15 protein-coding genes and 2 pseudogenes (1 of these 17 only partly in view) are annotated in these 18,671 nt (G+C 70.3%); 12 read left to right on the top strand and 5 right to left on the bottom strand.

The annotated features are described in order from the left end of the window. The first annotated feature begins 25 nt into the window (after window positions 1–25). The 5 genes from recD2 (at window position 26) to D474_RS0110820 (ending at window position 7,191) form a co-directional block, all read left to right on the top strand. The gene (gene recD2, locus D474_RS0110840; protein ID WP_017613599.1) at window positions 26–2,251 is read left to right on the top strand and encodes an SF1B family DNA helicase RecD2; all 2,226 of its coding nucleotides are present in this window, start codon (window positions 26–28) and stop codon (window positions 2,249–2,251) included. Between the two features lie 299 nt (window positions 2,252–2,550). Next, on the top strand, window positions 2,551–4,443 hold the full coding sequence (gene typA / locus D474_RS0110835; RefSeq protein WP_017613598.1) for a translational GTPase TypA: 1,893 nt from the start codon (window positions 2,551–2,553) through the stop codon (window positions 4,441–4,443). A gap of 90 nt (window positions 4,444–4,533) precedes the next feature. Beyond that, window positions 4,534–5,199, top strand: a complete 666-nt coding sequence (locus tag D474_RS0110830) for a DUF6758 family protein (RefSeq protein WP_338045279.1) — start codon at window positions 4,534–4,536, stop codon at window positions 5,197–5,199. A gap of 47 nt (window positions 5,200–5,246) precedes the next feature. After that, the gene (locus tag D474_RS0110825) at window positions 5,247–6,122 is read left to right on the top strand and encodes a PHP domain-containing protein (protein WP_017613596.1); all 876 of its coding nucleotides are present in this window, start codon (window positions 5,247–5,249) and stop codon (window positions 6,120–6,122) included. A 106-nt stretch (window positions 6,123–6,228) separates the two neighbouring features. Further along, entirely contained in the window at window positions 6,229–7,191 is a 963-nt protein-coding gene (locus tag D474_RS0110820; protein ID WP_017613595.1) for an MBL fold metallo-hydrolase, read from the top strand. A gap of 81 nt (window positions 7,192–7,272) precedes the next feature. Here D474_RS0110820 and D474_RS0110815 read toward each other — a convergent pair whose 3' ends face one another. Both D474_RS0110815 and D474_RS28290 read right to left on the bottom strand, forming a co-directional pair. Next, window positions 7,273–8,187, bottom strand: coding sequence for an alpha/beta fold hydrolase (locus tag D474_RS0110815; protein WP_026118367.1), 915 nt, complete (start codon window positions 8,185–8,187; stop codon window positions 7,273–7,275). A 184-nt stretch (window positions 8,188–8,371) separates the two neighbouring features. Continuing rightward, window positions 8,372–9,867 (bottom strand): annotated as a pseudogene (locus D474_RS28290) (DEAD/DEAH box helicase). 557 nt (window positions 9,868–10,424) lie between these two features. On the opposite strand from D474_RS28290, the gene D474_RS0110805 reads away from it, so the two are divergent. From D474_RS0110805 to D474_RS0110795, 3 genes are all read left to right on the top strand, one after another. Next, window positions 10,425–11,102, top strand: coding sequence for a ferritin-like fold-containing protein (locus D474_RS0110805; RefSeq protein ID WP_017613594.1), 678 nt, complete (start codon window positions 10,425–10,427; stop codon window positions 11,100–11,102). A gap of 131 nt (window positions 11,103–11,233) precedes the next feature. Beyond that, window positions 11,234–11,545, top strand: a complete 312-nt coding sequence (locus D474_RS0110800; RefSeq protein ID WP_017613593.1) for a DUF6401 family natural product biosynthesis protein — start codon at window positions 11,234–11,236, stop codon at window positions 11,543–11,545. A 276-nt stretch (window positions 11,546–11,821) separates the two neighbouring features. Next, the gene (locus D474_RS0110795; protein ID WP_017613592.1) at window positions 11,822–12,064 is read left to right on the top strand and encodes a hypothetical protein; all 243 of its coding nucleotides are present in this window, start codon (window positions 11,822–11,824) and stop codon (window positions 12,062–12,064) included. Window positions 12,065–12,182: 118 nt separating this feature from the next. On the opposite strand, the gene D474_RS0110790 is transcribed toward D474_RS0110795, so the two are convergent. The 3 genes from D474_RS0110790 to D474_RS0110780 form a co-directional block, all read right to left on the bottom strand. Next, the gene (locus tag D474_RS0110790) at window positions 12,183–12,965 is read right to left on the bottom strand and encodes a mechanosensitive ion channel family protein (RefSeq protein WP_017613591.1); all 783 of its coding nucleotides are present in this window, start codon (window positions 12,963–12,965) and stop codon (window positions 12,183–12,185) included. 297 nt (window positions 12,966–13,262) lie between these two features. Continuing rightward, window positions 13,263–13,937, bottom strand: a complete 675-nt coding sequence (locus tag D474_RS28285; RefSeq protein ID WP_083931791.1) for a TetR/AcrR family transcriptional regulator — start codon at window positions 13,935–13,937, stop codon at window positions 13,263–13,265. A 274-nt stretch (window positions 13,938–14,211) separates the two neighbouring features. Beyond that, window positions 14,212–14,439: a hypothetical protein gene (locus D474_RS0110780; RefSeq protein ID WP_017613589.1), complete on the bottom strand. Its 228-nt coding sequence runs from the start codon at window positions 14,437–14,439 to the stop codon at window positions 14,212–14,214. 281 nt (window positions 14,440–14,720) lie between these two features. On the opposite strand from D474_RS0110780, the gene moeZ reads away from it, so the two are divergent. The 4 genes and pseudogenes from moeZ to D474_RS28280 form a co-directional block, all read left to right on the top strand. Further along, window positions 14,721–15,884 carry an adenylyltransferase/sulfurtransferase MoeZ gene (gene moeZ, locus D474_RS0110775; RefSeq protein WP_017613588.1) on the top strand — a complete coding sequence of 388 codons (1,164 nt, stop codon included), beginning with the start codon at window positions 14,721–14,723 and terminating at the stop codon, window positions 15,882–15,884. Between the two features lie 162 nt (window positions 15,885–16,046). Further along, entirely contained in the window at window positions 16,047–16,430 is a 384-nt protein-coding gene (locus D474_RS0110770; protein ID WP_017613587.1) for an SPW repeat domain-containing protein, read from the top strand. A 71-nt stretch (window positions 16,431–16,501) separates the two neighbouring features. Continuing rightward, on the top strand, window positions 16,502–16,813 hold the full coding sequence (locus D474_RS0110765; RefSeq protein ID WP_017613586.1) for an MGMT family protein: 312 nt from the start codon (window positions 16,502–16,504) through the stop codon (window positions 16,811–16,813). A gap of 246 nt (window positions 16,814–17,059) precedes the next feature. Continuing rightward, window positions 17,060–18,671 (top strand): annotated as a pseudogene (locus tag D474_RS28280) (ATP-dependent helicase); it runs 1,486 nt beyond the window's last position.

The raw sequence follows: 18,671 nt of genomic DNA, 5'->3' as shown, positions 1-18,671 counted from the left end.
GCCAGGGACGGCGAAGGAGGGACGGGTGTCGGAACAGGGACCCCGCGGGGCCGTCGTCCAGGGCGTGCTCGAACGTGTCACCTACGCCAACGAGGAGAACGGCTTCACCGTGGCCCGGGTCGACACCGGACGCGGTGGCGACCTGCTCACTGTCGTCGGCTCCCTCATGGGAGTGCAGCCGGGGGAGTCCCTGCGCATGAGGGGACGGTGGGGCTCCCATCCCCAGTACGGGCGCCAGTTCCACGTCGACGACTACACCACCGTGCTGCCCGCCACCGTGCAGGGGATCCGGCGCTACCTCGGTTCCGGCCTGATCAAGGGCATCGGGCCGAAGATGGCCGAACGCATTGTTGAGCATTTCGGTACCGACGCGCTCGAGGTCGTCGAGGAAGAACCCGACCGGCTCATCGAGGTCCCTGGGCTGGGGCCCAAACGCACCGCCGCGATCGCCGACGCCTGGGAGGAGCAGAAGGCCATCAAGGAGGTCATGGTCTTCCTGCAGGGGGTGGAGGTCAGTACCTCTCTGGCCGTGCGCATCTACAAGAAGTACGGCGACACCTCGATCGACGTGGTTCAGAAGGAGCCCTACAGGCTCGCCACCGACGTCTGGGGCATCGGGTTCAAGACCGCCGACACCATCGCGCAGGCGGTCGGCATCCCGCACGACAGCCCCCAACGGGTCATGGCGGGGATCCAGTTCACACTGTCCGAGTCCACCGGCGACGGCCACTGTTACTTGCCGGAGGAACAACTCATCGCGCAGGCCGTGAAGATCCTGTCGGTCGACTCGTCGCTGGTCATCGACTGCATCGGTGAGCTCGTGGAGACCGAGGGCATCGCCACGGAGACGGTCCCGGGACCCGACGGGATGCCCGTGCGGGCCCTGTATCTGCTGCCGTTCCACCGGGCGGAGCTGGGGCTGGTCGGCGGGCTGCGCGGGCTGCTCCGTGCCCCGGTCGACCGCATGGCCGCCTTCGCAGGGGTGGACTGGGAGGTGGTGCTCGACTGGCTGCGCACACGCACCGGCACCGATCTGGCCGAGGAGCAGCAGCGTGCGGTGCGCCTGGCCCTGACCGAGCGGGTCTGCGTGCTCACCGGCGGGCCGGGTGTCGGCAAGTCCTTCACCGTCTCCTCGATCGTGACCACCGCCCTGGCCAAACGCCACAAGGTCGTGCTCGCGGCGCCCACCGGGAGGGCCGCCAAACGCCTGACCGAGCTCACCGGGGTCGAGGCCTCCACGGTCCACCGGCTCCTGGAACTGCGCCCCGGCGGGGAGGCCGCCCACGATCGCGACCACCCCCTCGACTGCGACCTGCTCGTGGTGGACGAGGCCTCCATGCTCGACCTGGTGCTGGCCAACAAGCTGGTCAAAGCGGTCCCACCCGGCGCCCACCTCGTGCTGGTGGGCGATGTCGACCAGCTCCCGTCCGTCGGGGCCGGGCAGGTGCTGCGCGACCTGCTCGACCACGGGACCGGGGTCCCCAGCGTGCGGCTGACCCACGTCTTCCGACAGGCCCAGGAATCGGGGGTGGTGACCAACGCCCACCGCGTCAACGCCGGTGAACCGCCCGTGCTGCAGGGCCTGGACGACTTCTTCCTGTTCCCCAGCGACGACCCTGCCGAGGCCGCCGAGCTCACGGTGGACGTGGTCGCCCGGCGCATCCCCCGCCGGTTCGGCCTCGACCCGCGGCGCGACGTACAGGTCCTGGCACCGATGAAGGGCGGACCCGCCGGGGCGGGAAACCTCAACACCGCGCTGCAGGAGGTGCTCACCCCGGCCGCCGACCACGTGCCGGAACGCCGGGTCGGCGGTCGCATCTTCCGGGCCGGCGACAAGGTCACGCAGATCCGCAACAACTATGACAAGGGCCGTAACGGGGTCTTCAACGGGACACTCGGGGTGGTCACCGGGGTAGACGCGGTGGCGCAGGAGCTCACCGTGCGCACCGATGAGGACGAGGAGATCGGCTACGACTTCGCCGAACTCGACGAGCTCGCCCACGCCTACGCCGTCACCGTGCACCGCTCCCAGGGCAGCGAGTACCCGGCCGTGGTCGTGCCCGTGACCACCAGCGCGTGGCTGATGCTGCAGCGCAACCTGCTGTACACCGCCATCACCCGCGCCAAGCGGCTCGTGGTGCTGGTGGGCTCGCGTCGGGCGCTGGCCCAGGCGGTACGCAACGCCTCCTCCGGGCGGCGCCACACAGCTCTGGCCCATCGGCTCCGCACGGCCGCAGACGGACCCGCCTGAGCGGGGCGCGGGCCCTCAGGTCCGCGCTGCTGCGTGGGCCCGGTCGCCCGTCGGGGCGGTGGCGGGCCACGGTGTGGGCGGTGCCCGCTGAAGAGGCCCTAGGCTGGAGGACTGTGCAAGAGACTCCCGTCGTGGTCGAGGGCGTCCCCCGCCCCCTGGAGCGCCTGGCGCCACCGGCCGAACGGTCGGAGTGAGGCGCAGCACAGGCACCCGACCAGACACCATCCACCACATAAACTGGCGAGTGGGCCGTGGCATTCTGCGGTCTCTACCCAGTATCAGGAGATCGAGACTTACCCATGTCCAGCGCTACGCCCGTCGAGGGCACCGCCCGCCGGAAAGACATCCGCAACGTGGCCATCGTGGCCCACGTGGACCACGGCAAGACGACCCTCGTTGACGCCATGCTCTGGCAGTCCGGTGTCTTCCGCGAGAACGAGGACGTCGACGTCCGCGTCATGGACTCCGACGACCTCGAGCGCGAGAAGGGCATCACCATTCTCGCGAAGAACACCGCGGTGCACTACACCACGCCCGAGGGCGAGGACGTGGTCATCAACATCATCGACACCCCCGGCCACGCCGACTTCGGCGGCGAGGTCGAGCGCGGCCTGTCGATGGTCGACGGGGTCGTCCTGCTGGTCGACGCCAGTGAGGGCCCGCTGCCCCAGACCCGTTTCGTCCTTCGCAAGGCGCTCGCGGCCAAGCTCCCCGTCATCCTCGTGATCAACAAGGTGGACCGGCCCGACAGCCGGATCGCCGAGGTCGTGGACGACACCTACGAGCTGTTCATGGACCTGGACGCCGACGAGTCGCAGATCGAATTCCCGATCGTCTACGCGTGCGCCCGTGACGGCAAGGCCTCTCTGGAGCGCCCCGACAACGGTGCGGTGCCCGACAACGACAACCTGGTGCCCTTCTTCAGCACGCTGCTGGACACCATCCCCGCACCCGAGTACGTGCCCGACTCGCCCCTGCAGGCGCACGTGACCAACCTGGACGCGTCGCCGTTCCTGGGCCGCCTGGCGCTGTGCCGCATCAAGCAGGGCGAGATCCACAAGGGCCAGCAGGTGGCGTGGATCCGCACCGACGGCTCCACCCAGCAGGTCAAGATCACCGAGCTGCTCAAGACCGACGGCCTCGAGCGCAAGTCCGCCGAGAAGGCCGGGGCCGGCGACATCATCGCGATCGCCGGCATCAGCGACATCATGATCGGTGAGACTCTCGCCGACGTGAACGATCCGCGCCCGCTCCCGCTCATCCAGGTCGACGAGCCGGCCATCTCGATGACGATCGGTACCAACACCTCGCCGCTGGTCGGCAAGGTCAAGGGCGCCAAGGTCACCGCGCGCCTGGTCAAGGACCGCCTCGACAAGGAGCTCGTCGGCAACGTGTCGCTGCGCGTGCTGCCCACCGAGCGCCCCGACACCTGGGAGGTGCAGGGCCGCGGTGAGCTGGCCCTGGCGATCCTGGTCGAGCAGATGCGCCGCGAGGGGTACGAGATCACCGTCGGCAAGCCGCAGGTGGTCAGCCGCACCATCGACGGCAAGGTGCACGAGCCGGTCGAGCGCCTGACCGTCGACGCCCCTGAGGACTACCTCGGCGCCATCACCCAGCTCCTCAGCGTCCGCAAGGGCCGCATGGAGAACATGGTCAACCACGGCACCGGCTGGATCCGGATGGACTGGCTCGTGCCCTCCCGCGGCCTCATCGGTTTCCGCACGGAGTTCCTAACCGAGACCCGTGGCACCGGCATCGCCCACCACGTCTTCGAGAAGTTCGAGCCGTGGTTCGGCGACCTGCGTACCCGGCCCAACGGCGCCCTGGTGGCCGACCGTTCCGGGCAGGCCATGACCTACGCGATGTTCAGCCTCCAGGAGCGCGGTGTCCTGTTCGTGGAACCGGGCACCGAGGTCTACGAGGGCATGATCGTCGGAGAGAACTCCCGTGCCGACGACATGGACGTCAACATCACCAAGGAGAAGAAGCTCACCAACGTGCGCTCGGCCACCGGCGACGAACTCGAGCGCCTGGTGCCGCCGCGCCACCTCTCCTTGGAGCAGGCGCTGGAGTTCTGCCGCGAGGACGAGTGCGTGGAGGTCACGCCCGAGGCCGTGCGCATCCGCAAGGTGGTCCTGGACCACAAGGAGCGTGGTCGGATGGCCGCGAGCAAGAAGCGCCAGTCCTCCTAGGGGATGGCGTTCAGGACTTCCGGGGCGGGCCGCACGGGCGGCCCGCCCCCGCGTTTTTGCCGCAGGTCACACGGGTAGACCGCAACCAGCATGAAGTCCGAGCCCTCGTGTCCCAGATGCGGGCGCGTGGTCCGGCCCCCGGGGCTGTGGACCAGCGCCTGGCAGTGCGACGCACACGGTCCCGTTGCCCCGCTCCAGCCGGTGCGGGCGCCCGGGGCCGCCTCCTTGGAGACGCTTCTTCCGCAGGCCCGTGTCCCGTTGTGGATCCCGTGGCCGTTGCCGACCGGGTGGGTGGTCACCGGGTTCGCCGAGGCAGGGGACGAGCGCTCGGGCGCGATCGCGACCGCCGTGGCGCTCTCCGGACCCGGCCCCCTGGGAGGGGTCGGGGAGTGTGCGGTGGTCGCCGAGGACCCGGGGGTGGGCCTGGGCGCCCGCCTCGCCGGGCTCGACGGACCGGACCCGGGTGAGGGTTTCGACGGCGGGGCCCCCGACGACAAACTCCGCTTCGACGGCCACGACATCGCCCTGTGGAACCTCGATCTGGGGCGCGGTCGGGCCGTCTACACCGGTGAGGCGCTCGCCCACTGGCTGTGGATCGTCTTCGCCGACGCCGACACCGGCATGCTCATGGGCGAGATCCACGCGCTCAGGGATCTGCGCGGTATCAACGACGGGGGTGTATCACTGGAGCCCCCGTTCGGTGCGTTGAGCCCCTTTCTGATGGGAGAGCTCGCTGCGCGGGAGGAAACGGATTAGGGCCTGCTGCCCCGTGGCGTGAAGCATCCCTTACGTACAATCGCCCGGTGACACGTATCGACCTGCACTCCCACAGCTCTGTCTCCGACGGGACCGACACCCCCGCCCAGGTCGTCGACCACGCGGTCGCCGCCGGCTTGGACGTGCTCGCCCTGACCGACCACGACACCGTCGGCGGGGTCGAGGAGGCCGCCGACCACCTGCCTCCCGGTCTGGCCCTCGTCCCCGGCATGGAGCTGTCGTGCGCCCACGCCGGGTCGAGCGTGCACCTCGTGTCCTACCTCTTCGACCCCGGTGACCCCGGGCTTCTCGCCGAACTGCGCAGAGTGCGGTCCGACCGCGCCTCCCGCGCCCGCGAGATGGTCGAGAAGCTGCAGGCACACGGGGTCGAGGTCGAATGGGAGCGGGTCCTGGAGATCGCCGGGGCAGGCAAGGACGAGTACGCCGACGCCAACACCATCGGCCGCCCGCATCTTGCACGCGCCGTCGTCGAGGCCGGTGCGGCCCGGGACGTGCAGGACGCCTTCGACCGGTGGATCGGCTCGGGCGGGCCCGCCTACGCCTCTCGGTACGCCATCGACCCGGTGCGCGCGGTCGAACTCGTGCGCGGCGCGGGCGGCGTCTGCTCCCTGGCCCACCCCGGTCGCGCCGAGGGCGCTCTCAACGGCGCCGTACCCCTGGAGCTGGTCGAGCGCATGGCCACGGCCGGGCTCGGTGGGATCGAGGCCGACCACCCCTCGCACAATCGCCGTGAGGCCCGGTACTGGCGCGGGGTCGCCGACGACCTCGGGGTGGTGGTCACCGGTTCCAGCGATGACCACGGGGCCCTGACCGGCCGCCGCCTCGGGCGCTGCACCACCGATCCGGAGGCCTTCGACCGCCTCGTCGCCCCCGCGACCGGGGCCTCCCTCATCCGGGGGTGAGCGGTCCGCACCGGACGGTTCGGTACGGTACGGACCACTGCGCGGGCGCGCCACAATGGGTCGCAGCGTGAAAACCCGTACCCGGACGATGCGAGAGGTCTGAGCCGTGTTCTGGAAGCGGAAGTCGAAGAAGAAGGACGGCCAGGAGGCCACCGGTTCCGCTGCGGAGGCGGTGGGGTCGGCCGAGGAGGTCGAAGAGGCCGAGGAGGCAGAGTCCGAGGACCGCGGCGAGAGGCCCGAGGGCAAGGTCGGCGCCGACAAGGCCGAGGACGAGAAGGAGACCGCCACCGACGACGAGGCCGCCGAGGACTCCGAGGAAGAGAAGGACTCCGACGGTGGCAAGGACTCCGAGGAAGAGAAGGGTTCCGGGGAATCCGCCGAGGAGGAGTCCGCCTCCACCGACGTCTTCGCCGACGAGGGCGAGGAGACCGGCGTGACCGGCCCCGACAGCGAGGGCATCACCCGCGTGCGCACCGCCGGCACCTTCGAGTTCGACGGTGAGAAGTTCGAGATGGTCGCCAACACCTGGATCGTCGAGGCCGACGAGGACGGTGTGATCGTCATCGACCCCGCGTACGACTCCGAAGCGATCCTCGAGGCCGTCGGCGAGCGCGAGATCTACCTCGTGGCCTGCACCAACGGCTACTCCCCGCACATCGCCTCCGCCATCGCCGTGGCGGAGGAGGCCGAAGCCCCCATCGCCCTCCACCCCCGCGAGATGCGCGTCTGGCGCCGCTACCACGGTGCCGAGCACCGCCCCGAGATCGAGGTCGAGGGCCAGGGCTCTCTGGACGTGGGCGACCTGCACATCGACGTGCTCGCCCTGCCCGGAACCTCCACCGGCACCGTCGGCTACTACATCAGCCAGAAGGGTGTCGTTCTCAGCGGTGACACCGTCCGCTCCGGTGAGCCCGGCATGGTCGGCGACACCTACCTCGACTACACCACGCAGCTCGCCTCCATCGGCGAGAAGCTGCTCTCCCTCCCGCCCGAGACGCGCCTTCTCCCCGACAGCGGTCCGGCGACCACCGCGGCCGCCGAGGGCCGCAACTTCGACTCCTGGGTCTGACTCTCGGGCCCCTGCACAGACATCGGCGCCGTGCCCCGCCCGTTCCCGGGCGGGGCACGGCGCCGTTCGTGTGCGGTGGGGTCATCGCTGCCCGACGGACTCGCGGTCGTTCCAGAACGTGGTCAGGGCGGAGGAGGTCGTCTCCGGGGCCTCGACGTTGGGGGAGTGGCCCGCGCCGGGTACGACGATGCGTTCGGCGCCCAACCGGTCGGCCATCTCCTCCTGTGCCCCGGTGGTCCAACCGTCGTCGTTCTCGCCGTAGAGCACCAGTACCGGGACCCCGGCGCCGGCCAACTCCTCGGTGCGGTCGGCGGCGCCCAACAGGTCCTCAGCCGTGTGCAACAGTGCCTCGGGGCTGCTGGAGAGCGTGCGGTCGCGCAGGAACTCGCGGACCTCCGGATCGGTGATCCGCGCACGTACGCCCTCGGCCACGTGCTCCTCCCACAGCTCGCGCATGCGGTCCGGGGTCGGGTCCACGGCCGAGAGCGCGGCGATGAGCATGCGGACCTGGGCGGCGGCCTGCCCGGTGAGCGCGCCCGGGCCCGAGCACAGCAGCGTCAGGGTGTGCAGCTCCGTGCTCTGGGACAGGACTGTCTCGCGCGCGATCAGCCCGCCCATCGAGTGGCCGACCAGGTGCACCGGACGGCCGGCGCCGACGAGCTCGCAGACCTCCGCGACCACCATGCCGAGCGACGGCAGCCGGTAGTCGGGGCGCGGGGTCCCGGGTGCGGGGGAGAGGGTCTCGAAACCGGGGGAACGGTAGGTGCCGGGCAGGTCGATCGCGACCACTTCCCGGCCGACCTGAGCCAGGCTCTGGAGGAGCGCGATGAAGTCCTCCTTGCTCCCCGTGTAACCGTGCACGAGCACGGCGGGGTACAGCTCGGGGCTGCTGCCCGAGGTGGGAAGCGCACGCAGGGCAGCCACCGGGCCGTGCGGCAGCGACAGCTCCACGGGGAAGACGCCCGGGGGCAGGGTCAGGAACTGGGGTGTACTCACGTCGGGACACCCTAGACGATCGGGGGCACGGGGAAGGCGAGCTCGTGACCGTGGCTCCGTACGTGCGGGCACCGCGGGAGCAGGGACGGTCCCCGGAGGAGAACGGACCCGCGACCGTGGCCGCGGGTGACACATCTGCGTCGGCCGTGGCGCCCGCCTCGGAGCGGGCGCGGCACGGCCCTGATCAGGTGTTCTCGGGGTCCCGGCGGGCGGCTCGCACACCACCGCGGGTCCGACGGCGACGGCGCACGCGGCGCGCTCCCCCCTCGTCGGAGGAGCCCTTCTCCGGCTGTTCGGAGCGGCTCTCGCCCTTGGCCTCGGTGGAGGCCTCGGCCGACGCACCGCCGNGCGCGAACGGTTGCGGCCGCCGCCGCGGCGGCGGTTCCCGCCCCCGCGCTCGTTGCCGCGCTCGTTGCCGCGGTCCTTGCGCTCGGACCGCTGGCCGGTGTCGCCGATGTCCTCGACCTCCTCGGCCTCCAGACCGGCGTGGTCACCGCGCTTGTCGGCCGCCAGACGGCCCTTGGTCCCCTCGGGGATGCGCAGCGCCTCGAAGAAGTGCTTCGAGGTGGAGTAGGTCTCCTCCGGTTCGGCCTGGCCGAGGTCGAGAGCGCCGTTGATCAGCTTCCAGCGCGGCATCTCCTGCCAGTCCACGAACGTGACGGCGGTCCCGTTGCGGCCGGCGCGGCCCGTACGGCCGATGCGGTGCGTGTAGGTCTTCTCGTCCTCGGGTGTCTCGTAGTTGACCACGTGCGTGACGTCGTCCACGTCCAGACCCCGGGCGGCCACGTCGGTGGCGACCAGGATGTTGATCTTGCCGTTGCGGAACGCACGCAGGGCCCGCTCGCGCTGGCTCTGCCCCAGGTCGCCGTGGACCGCCGCGGCCGCGAATCCGCGGGACTTCAGGTCGCCGGCCACCCGGTCGCAGGCGCGCTTGGTCTGGCAGAAGACCATGCTCTGGTCGTGGCCCTCGGCCTGCAGCAGACGGGCGAGCATCTCCGGCTTGTCCATCTGGTGCGTGCGGAACGCGTGCTGGGTGATGCGGCCCGGCATCGAGCTGCCGTCGATCTCGTCGTCGTCACCCACACGCACGTGCGTGGGACGCGTGAGGTAGTTCCGGGAGAGGGTGACGATCTCGCTCGGCATCGTGGCCGAGAACAGCATCGTCTGGCGCTTCTCGGGGATCTTGGTCAGGATGCGTTCGATGTCGGGGAGGAAACCCAGGTCGAGCATCTTGTCGGCCTCGTCCAGGACCACGGCCGAGACCGCGTCCAGACGCAGGTGCTTCTGGTTCTCCAGGTCGAGGAGGCGGCCCGGGGTGCCGACGACGACGTCGGTGCCCTCCTTGAGGCCGTTGATCTGCGGTTCGTAGGACCGGCCCCCGTAGACGGTGAGGATCCTGCTGCCGCTGCGCTTGCCGGCCGTGGTGAGGTCGGCGGCGACCTGGATGGCGAGTTCGCGGGTGGGGACCACGATCAGCGCGTGCGGGCGCTTGGACGTGCCCGGGTCCTTCTGCACCGACTGGAGCAGGGGGAGCCCGAAGGCGAGGGTCTTACCGGTGCCCGTGCGGGCCTGGCCGATGATGTCACTGCCGGAGAGTGCGATCGGCAGGGCCTGTTCCTGGATGGGGAAGGGCTCGACGATCCCCTCTGCTTCGAGGGCGTCGGCGAGGTCGGTGTTCACACCCAGATCACGGAAGGTGGTCCGGGGTTCGTTGGTCTCGTCTGTACTGCTCAGGGCTCATGCCTCCATCTTGGCGGGCCGCAACGTCGGCGTGGCCGCGGCGTGCGGTCGCATTCGGTCTGCTGCCGGAGCGAGGGCGCGGCTCACCGGTGTCACGACGTCGTGACGTCGCACGGACACGGTGGCGCTGCCTCCTGGTCCCGGCCGGCGCGGGGGTGCCCGGCCGCGGATCCGGAACCATCCGCAGGTCTGTCGTGTGTGGTCGGGGTCGACCGGCCCCGCGTGGGCGGGATCGTGGCGGGCCGTCGTGGGTCGGTCGCGCGTGGCGCCGTGAACGAGGCCCGGTCGCCGCCGTACTTCGGCGGAGCAGGTGGCCGCGACGTCTGCACACGCTCGTCATCACGCAGAGTCTAGCCGCAGACCCCACCGTTCGACATGCCGGTTCACCGGCCCGTGGACGGCAGGGACCGTACCCGCTTCCACGCGGTGCAACCGTGCGCGCCGCCCGTTTAGTCCCCGCTACCGTCCCGGCGAGGGCGGGCGATACTCTGAGCGGCATGAACCCAGGCCCCTCCGTCGACCCCGCCGTGACCGACCTGCTCGGTCTGCTCGCCTACGCCGAACTCGGCTCGTTCTTCCGCCTCACCGACGATGCGGCACTGGCGCCGACCCTGAAGGACAAGGGTCGCCTCGCCTCGCTCGCGGCCGAGGAACAGCGTCGTTACGAGCGCCTGCGCGAGCGGCTCGTCGAAGTCGGGGCCGAGCCCGAGGAGGCCATGGCACCCTTCGTTGAGCCCCTGGACTCCTGGCACGCGCGCACCGAGCCGCAGAGTTGGGTGGAGAGCCTGGTCAAGACCTACGTCGGCGACGGGATCGCGGGTGACTTCTATCGCAAGGTCGCCGAGCTCGCCGACCCCGACACCAGCGTGCTGGTCGAGACCGTGCTCGCCGAGGACAGCCGGGGCGCGTTCATCTCCGAGACCGTGCGCGCGGCCGTGGCGGAGGACCCGGCCCTCGCAGGACGCCTGTCCCTGTGGGCCCGCCGCCTGGTCGGGGAAGCACTGAGCCAGGCGCAGCAGGTCGCCGTGGCCCGCCCGCGCCTGGCCGCGCTGCTGGCCGAGGACGGGGGCGGCGACGACGCCGGCATCGGCGATCTCGCGGGTGTGACCCGCCTGTTCGGTTCCATCGCCGACAGGCACGTCGCCCGGCTCGAGACCATGGGCCTGAGCGACTGAGTTGACCGGGGCTTGGGGTCTGCTTGGTCAAGTACGGGTAATTTCGCACACTTTCGTAACGTTCGGGTGATGGCCCCACGTACAGTAGGGGTCGCTCGTCGTCCTCAGACCAATCACTAGTAGGTACCCCTATGCCCATCGGCACCTCCGTGCGCCACCCGCTGGCCGGGCTCACCCGAGACTTCCACCGGATCGGTCCGCTGGACGGTCCGATCGAACCCTGGATGTGCGCTGAGCTGGACCAGCACACCGCGGAGGTGTGCGACGGCATCGCCGATGCCGGCAGCGAGATCAACGCCCGCACACTCGGTACCTACCTCCACGGCTTCCTCGACGGCTGCCTCGAGCGCGGCTGGGACTCCGAGACCGCCGACTACGACTGGGAGACCCTGCGCGTCCTCGCCATCTGCCGCCTGGCGAAGGAGCGCGGTTTCGTCCGCTAGGGTCGTGACGTCCGCAGGACGGTGTGAGCCACGACGCCGACCCCGCCCACCGATGCCGTTGGGCCCCGGATGCTGCCGGTCCTTTTCCTGTTCCCCGGCGAAAAACCGGTGTCGCGCGTACGCTGAGAATCGGGCGGTCGCCCGGTCCACCCTGCCCGCTGTACGGGCCCTGCGGAATGCAACGTGGGACCCTCGGTGTTACCGGTCCGGGAGAAACGAGGATCGGGGCACCGCCGAACGGCGGAGCGGCCCTGAGGCCGCGAGAAAGGAATGCGAATGAGGAGCGGTCGGCATGGGGCGGCGCGTCCACCGGTCGGCGTCCTGATCCAACAGGACCGCATCGACTTCGCGCTTTTTGTGCTCATCGGCGTCATCGCGCTGGTCTCCATGGTCTTCAGCGGGCCCGCGAGCATCGTGTTCTGGCTGGGGCTGCTGACCATCGCCGCGATCGGGGTGCTGGTCTTCCGCAGGATCGAGCAGCTGTCCAAACTGGAGCTGCGCGATTCGGAGTTCCTGTAGACACGGCGGCATGGCGGGGTTCCGGCGCGGGCCACAGACGTGAACGAGGGCGGAACCGTCGCGGTTCCGCCCTCGTCGTGTGCAACCGCCTGGTGGCGGCGGCCGCGTTCGAGGTCGATCACGGTGTGGACTCGGGTCCGCGCCCGGAGGCCGAGGCCCCTTCGCGGCTCTCCTCCGTTCCGGTGCGCTCGGCACCCGGTCGGCTCATCGCGGCTTCCTTGCCCGCCTGGTAACTGGAGTCCTCGTTCATCCGGCTGGTCTCGCGTTCGGCCACGTCCAGCCAACGCGCCCAGCGCTCCTGCATCGNGACCCCCCCGCCGGCACCGACGACGAGGATGCCGCCGAGCGTGGCGAGTACGGCCACCAGGACCGGGACGGTCACCGCCTCGGCCACACCGGCCTGGTTCAGCGCGGCGATGACACCCAGAGCGAGCACGAACACGGCCGCCACGTTGGCGAGGATCCGGCCGTAGGACAGGCCGCCGAGAGCGCCGGAGACGACGTTGCGCACCGCCTTGGCGATCATCGCGGTCACCACCACGATCACCAGCGCGACGATGCCCTGCGGGATCCAGGCGATGACCTGGTTGAGCAGAGTACTCACCGGGTTCGGCCCGAAGACGTTGAACGCGAACGAGAACGTGAACAACAGTCCCACGTAGTAGATGATCTTGCCGCAGAGCTCACTGGCGCCCCAGCGGCTGCGCTCGAAGTATTCGCCCACACCCCCGCGGTGCAGGGCACGGTCCAGGCCGACCCCGTGCAGGCCCTTGGAGACGGCCTTGCCCACGAGCCACGAGATCAGCCAGCCCAGTGCCAGGACGACCAGGAAGCCGATGAGCAACGGTACGAAAGAGGCGAACGCCTCCCAGGCGCTCGTCAGGCCCTGACCCATGTCCATACGTGTTCACCCCCGATTCGCTTGTTCCGCCGAGGCTCTGCGGGCCGGGGCGGATACGTCGCGGAGAAGTCTGTACTTCTCATTCCGGCGATACCCGACGAAGGGGAATTGAATCCCTGCGCGCAGTCGGCGCGGGGGCAATTCTGTTCCTTGGGTCATTCTTGGGCGGGTATTGACCGTTCGTAGGAATGGGGGTGGAATCCGGTGGCGCGGACCGGGGGAGCGCCGTTGCCCCGGGGAAAAAGACGACGGCGGCCGGGCCTCTGTGGCCCTGGCCGCCGTCGTCCGGGGGTTCGTTCAGTGGTCGGCGGAGCCGTCGCCCTCGTGGCTCTCGCCTGTCATCTCGTCCGCGCCGCGCTGCAGCCCCCAGCCACTGATGCCGCGCCAGGCAAGGCGGGCCACCAGCTGCTCGGCGGCGTCCTTGGGTACGGCGCCGTGGTTGTTGAGCCAGTACCGGGCGCTGGTCTCGGCCATGCCGACCAACCCGATGCTCAGTAGGTGCGACTCCTCGTCGGAGATACTGGTGTCCTGGCGGATCACCTCGCCGATGAGCTCGGCGCAGCGCTGCATCGTCTGCTCGCTCTTCTCACGCACGGCGGGCAGGTTGCGCAGATCGGACTCGAAGACGAGACGGAAGGCCTCACCGTCGCCCGCGACGAAGTCGAAGTAGGCACGGAAGCTCGCGGCGACGCGCTGGGCGTTGTCGTCGGTGTTCTCCAGGGCCTCCCGCTGCTTCTCGACCAGGGCCTCGGAGTGCTCTTCGAGCAGGGCCAGGTAGAGCTCCAGTTTTCCTGGGAAGTGCTGGTAGAGCACTGGTTTGCTGACCCCGGCGCGGTCGGCGATCTCGTCCATGGCCGCGGCGTGGTACCCGCGGGCGACGAAGACCTCCTGTGCCGCGGCCAGGAGCTGGCGTCGGCGCCTGACCCGGGGCAAGCGGGTGCCCCGGGAGCGGGCGTCTGAAGGAGCTGTCACACCCACACCCTCCGAACTCGGCATGGCAGATGCACGCCATACCGAACATCTGCGTGGCTAGTACTGCCCGGCGCCCCCGGGTTCGGTGACGCGTCGCACAGTTTCCTCACATCCTACTCCTGCGTAGGTTCGGTGTCGGCAGGGACGTCCGACGTAGGCGCACGGGGGAACCGGCCGGAAACGCGCGTGCACGGGCGGTGCACGATCCGGCCGGGGGTGTGCGCAGGCCGGCTCTGAGGGTGACCTCACACCGTGCCCAGCGGCGTCCGGTGGTTCAGCGGTGTTCGTCCTCGTCCTCACCGGCGTCGATGGACTGGTCGACCACGTCGGCCTCCGAACCCTCGGAGAACGGGGAGTCGGCGACCCGCTGCTGCCAGTCCTCGCTCTCACTCTCGTGGGCTGCGTCGGCGCTCTGCTCTGCGGAGTCGGCTTCGGGGACGGCCTCGGCGGGGTCCCCGCCGGAATCCCGCTGCTGCTTGCCCGGCTCTTCGTGGGTGCTCACGAGGTCCTCCCTAGTGTCGCGGCTCTCGCGGACACTACTCTTCCCTGCCTGCCTCGGGGGTCAACACCTCGGAATGAAGTCCGGGGAGGCGGTGGTTGTGATCGAGTGGGACGGTCCTGCGTGCGGGCGCCGTGCCCCACACCTCCCCGAGGTGGGAATGGAATACCCCACCCGTTAGGTTGGGTATAAGTGCAAGCACGCTTCGCGACCCGCCCCCTCGCCCGGTGGTCCCTCTCGGATTCGGGCGGTGTGAAGCTACCAACAGACTTTGAGGAGTCACCGTGTCGCTGCCGCCGCTGGTCGAACCAGCCGCCGAGCTGACCGTGGACGAGGTGCGCCGCTACTCGCGCCACCTCATCATCCCCGACGTGGGTATGGACGGGCAGAAGCGCCTCAAGAACGCCAAGGTCCTGGTCGTCGGCGCGGGCGGTCTGGGCTCCCCGGCCCTGCTCTACCTCGCCGCCGCGGGCGTGGGCACCCTCGGGATCATCGACTTCGACGTCGTCGACGAGTCCAATCTGCAGCGCCAGGTCATCCACGGCCAGAGCGACGTGGACCGCCCGAAGGCCGAGTCCGCGCGCGACAGCATCAAGGACGTCAACCCCAACGTCGAGGTCGTCCTGCACCAGGACCGCCTGGAGTCGGACAACGCCCTGGAGGTCTTCCGCGGCTACGACCTCGTGCTCGACGGGACCGACAACTTCGCGACCCGGTACCTGGTCAATGACGCCTGCGTCATCCTGAACATCCCCTACGTCTGGGGCTCGATCTTCCGTTTCGACGGCCAGGTCAGCGTGTTCTGGAACGAGCACGGTCCCCAGTACCGCGACCTCTACCCCGAGCCCCCGCCGCCCGGCATGGTCCCGTCCTGCGCCGAAGGCGGCGTCCTGGGGGTGCTCTGCGCCTCCATCGGGTCGGTCATGGTCAACGAGGCCATCAAGCTCATCACCGGTATCGGTGAGCCGCTGGTCGGCCGTCTGCTGATCTTCGACGCCCTCGAGATGACGTGGCGCGAGGTCAAGGTCCGCAAGGACCCCGACACGGAGCCGGTCACCGAGCTCATCGACTACGAGGCTTTCTGCGGCACCGTGTCGGACGAGGCGAGCGAGGCGGCCGCCGACTCCACCATCACGGCGCCCGAGCTCAAGGACCTCCTCGACAACAAGCCCGACGACATCTACCTCGTGGACGTGCGGGAGCCGCACGAGTACGAGATCGTCAACATTCCCGGTGCGACGCTGATCCCCAAGGGGGACTTCCTCAACGGCAAGGCCCTGGGGCAGCTCCCGCAGGACAAGCGCCTCGTCCTGCACTGCAAGTCGGGTGTGCGTTCGGCCGAGGCCCTGGCCGCGGTCAAGGCCGCCGGCTTCTCCGACGCCGTGCACGTCGGCGGCGGTGTGCTGGCCTGGGCCAACCAGGTCGACACCAGCCTGCCCACGTACTAGGCGCTCCGGCCGCGCTGCGCGGCCGACACGGCAGCACACACAGCGGCGCCCGGGCCCAGGTCCGGGCGCCGCTGCGCGTCTTGTGGGGTGTGCCGAAGGGTACGAATCACCTCGAAGGCCACCGGACCGACCGGTCGTGGCCCGCTGCTGGGAGGTGGCGCGATGCGTAGAAGGGGACGTTGGGACAACTGGGCGGCGATCGCCGCAGGGCTCGCCCTGGCCCTGAGCTGGACCTGGCACTACCTGTTGGGGTTCCCCGGCGGGTTCATGATGGTGCTGGGCCTCATCACGATCATGGCCTCCACAATCTCCATCACTCGCCCCGGCGCGGTCTCCAGCGAGGCCGCTGTGGCGGGCGCCGGTGTGCTGGCCTTCCTCCTGCCTTGGCTGTTGGCGTTCACCGGATCGACGGCGGCGGCCGCGACGGCATGGGTCCTGGGCGCGGTCATCGCCATCCTCGGGGTCATCGGCCTCGTGGCGGCCCGCGCCAACGTCAAGCGCGACCCGGAACTGGCCTGGGGCAATCACATGCCGCAGTCGGCCTGAGCACGCGATGCACACGGGGCCGCTCCTTCCGGGGCGGCCCCACCGCTGTCCCGGTGTCTAGGCTGACCCCCGTGGTGGAACCCGACGAATACAGCCAGGCCGTCCTCGACCTGGTCGACCGCATCCCCTCCGGACACGTCATGAGCTACGGCGACATCGCCGAGTACCTCGAACGCGGCGGTCCCCGCCAGGTCGGTGCGGTCATGGCCGGCTGGGGCGGCGCTGTGCCGTGGTGGCGCGTCGTGCGGGCCGACGGCCGACCGCCCCCCGGGCACGAGGTGCGTGCGCTCTCTCACTACGCGGCGGAGGCCACACCCCTGCGCCCGCGCAGCGACCGCGTGGACATGCGCAGGGCACGCTGGGCCGGCCCGCAGGAGCCCTGAACGGTGCCCGGGGCGCGGACAGGGCCTGTTTGGTGGACGCCTTCCGTAGCCAGTGGTGCTGTCGCAAGGCGGAAGAAGGAGTCGGCGGCTGCGCCGTCGACTGATGGGAACGCAGCGAGAGTGCCGCTGGGGCGTCGCGCAGCAGGTAATCGGTGTTCGCCAAGCAGGCCCTCGTCCCGGGTCATGGCAGAGACGGTCTTTGCCCTTTGATGAACTGGGTGCGTGAACTCCTCCCCTTACCGTCTCGTGCGGCGCGCCCACCAGGTGCAGCCGCCGCCCGTGCTGGACGAGAACCAGCGCCGGGTCGTCGAGCACAAGGGCGGGCCACTGCTGGTCCTCGCGGGGCCGGGCACGGGCAAGACCACCACCATCGTCGAGGCCGTGGTCGACCGCATCGACCACCGCGGCATCGACCCCTCCCGCGTGCTGGTGCTCACCTTCGGGCGCAAGGCCGCCCAGGAACTGCGCGAACGCATCACGGGGCGCCTGCGCCGGACCACCCGCGAACCCCTGGCCATGACCTTCCACAGCTATGCGTACGCGCTGATCCGGCGCGAGTTCCAGCGCATGGGCGATCATCCGCCGCGACTGCTGTCGGGGCCCGAACAGCTCATGGAGGTGCGTGAACTCCTGCGCGGCGAACTCGAGGACGGCGCCGACGGCTGGCCCGAACGCCTGCGCCCGGCCCTGGACACCCGCGGGTTCGCCGAGGAACTGCGGGACTTCCTCATGCGCGCCCAGGAACGCGGCCTCGACCCCGCCTCCCTCGACCTGCTCGGCACCGAACGCGACCGCGACGACTGGCGCTCGGCCGCCGGGTTCCTGGAGCGTTACACCGGCCGTTTCGACATCGCGCCCGTTCCCACTCTCAACTACGCCGAGCTCGTTCGTGTGGCCGCCGACATGCTGTCCGACCCCCAGGTGCGCGAACGTGAACGCAACGCCCACGAGGTCGTGTTCGTCGACGAGTACCAGGACACCGACCCCGCCCAGGAACAGATGCTGCGCGCCTTGGCCGGCAACGGGCGCGACCTCGTGGCGGTCGGCGACCCGGACCAGTCCATCTATGGGTTCCGCGGCGCCGAGGTACGCGGCATCCTCGAGTTCCCGCAGCGTTTCCCGACCGCGCGCGGAGAGGACGCCGACGTCGTGGCCCTGCGCACCTGCCGCCGCAGCGGGGTCGGCCTGCTCGCGGCCTCGCGTGCGGTCGCCCGACGCCTGCCCGCGGTGGCCGGCGGTGCCCCGGGCCAGGTCAACGAGCACCGCGACCTGGTTCCGGGAGAGGACACCGCGGACGGGACCGTCAAGCTCCTGCAGGCCGACAATGCCGCGCAGGAGGCCGCCGTCATCGCCGACACCCTGCGGAGAGCACACCTCGTGGACGGGGTCCCATGGTCGCGCATGGCCGTGATCGTGCGGTCGTCGGTGCGCCAGACGCCCGTGCTGCGCCGTGCCCTGACCGCCGCCTCCGTGCCCGTGGTGGTGGGGGCCGACGACCTCCCGGTGGCCGACGAACCGCTCGTGCGTCCCCTGCTGGCGCTGATCCGGTACGGACTCGCCCCCGGAGAGCTCGACGACACCGCCGCACGCGAGCTCCTCACCAGCCCGTTCGGGGAGGCCGACACCGTGGGCCTGCGGCGGCTCCTGCGTGCCCTGCGCCGCCTCGACCTCGATCGCGCCCGGTCCGAGGAGACCGACGAGGGGTACCGGCCCTCCGCGCAGCTGCTCGTCGACGCCCTGCTCGACCCCCGCGACCTCACCCTCGTCGACCGCGACGTCGCCGCACCCGCCACACGCGTGGCCACGGCGCTGGCCACCGTGCGTGAGCTCGCCGCCGAGGGGGCCGACGCCGAACAGG

Origin of the sequence: Nocardiopsis salina YIM 90010 (assembly GCF_000341025.1) — a bacterium.
In the GTDB taxonomy this organism is placed as follows: domain Bacteria; phylum Actinomycetota; class Actinomycetes; order Streptosporangiales; family Streptosporangiaceae; genus Nocardiopsis; species Nocardiopsis salina.
The sequence above is the reverse complement of the archived record's forward strand: the minus strand, read 5'-3'. Positions and strand labels throughout refer to the sequence as shown.